This is a genomic window from Ligilactobacillus acidipiscis DSM 15836 (assembly GCF_001435755.1).
GTDB classification, from domain to species: Bacteria; Bacillota; Bacilli; order Lactobacillales; family Lactobacillaceae; genus Ligilactobacillus; species Ligilactobacillus acidipiscis.
The window spans coordinates 1-790 of the sequence record NZ_AZFI01000323.1 but is presented as its reverse complement, the minus strand read 5'-3'; the positions used below and the strand labels follow the sequence as shown (position 1 = coordinate 790).

1 protein-coding gene is annotated in these 790 nt (G+C 45.3%); it reads left to right on the top strand.

The genetic code is table 11. The annotated features are described in order from the left end of the window. Positions 1–790, top strand: a 790-nt coding sequence (locus FC65_RS10925) for an IS30 family transposase (RefSeq protein WP_056972781.1), incomplete at both ends; no start/stop codon positions are given.

The following is a 790-nucleotide window of genomic DNA, read 5'->3' as shown; positions in this document are numbered from 1 at the left end:
GAGCTTATTTGAAAGTTGGCCTGAGTGCTAATCAGATCGCAGGTATTTTGGGACGTTCGCCTAGTACTATTTGCCGTGAGGTCAAACGCGGCACTACTTTACAACGCCACTCAAATTACCTGTTTTATCAGCAGTATTTTCCTGAGACTGGACAAGCAAATTATCTTAAACATCGGAGCCGCTGTCATTCAAAACCGATGACACGCAACTGCTGGCTGTATTTCTCAATGCTCAAGAAAGAGCTAAAGAAACCCTTTCGTGCGCAAAGTGTGGCGAGTTTTACTGCTTATTTTAAAAGGATCCACCCCGATAAGCCGGTGCCTTCAGTCACGACTGTTTATCGCTATATAGATCAAGGTTTGCTGAGCTTAAGGAATATTGATCTGCCGCAAAAATTACGTCGCAGAACAAAGTCCAACACCCACACGCATACCAGACAGAACCAGAAAAAGTTAGGTCTGTCGATCGAGGAAAGGCCAGCAGAAGTTAAGACGCGGTCAACCTTTGGAAATTGGGAAGCTGATCTGGTCAAGGGAGTTAGGCGGGCAAGTGAGCCCGCCCTACTAACTTTAACTGAGCGTAAAACTCGGTATGAAATGATACTCAAGCTGCCTAATTACCATGCGCAAACTTGCCTCAAGGCAGTTGACGGGACCATTAAGCAATTCCCAGAACTTTTTAAAACGGTCACCTTTGACAATGGTGCTGAATTTGCCGAACAAAGTAAATTAAGTAAGATCACCAGTTACTTCGCCCATCCTTCTTCGCCCTGGGAACGTGGAAGTAACGA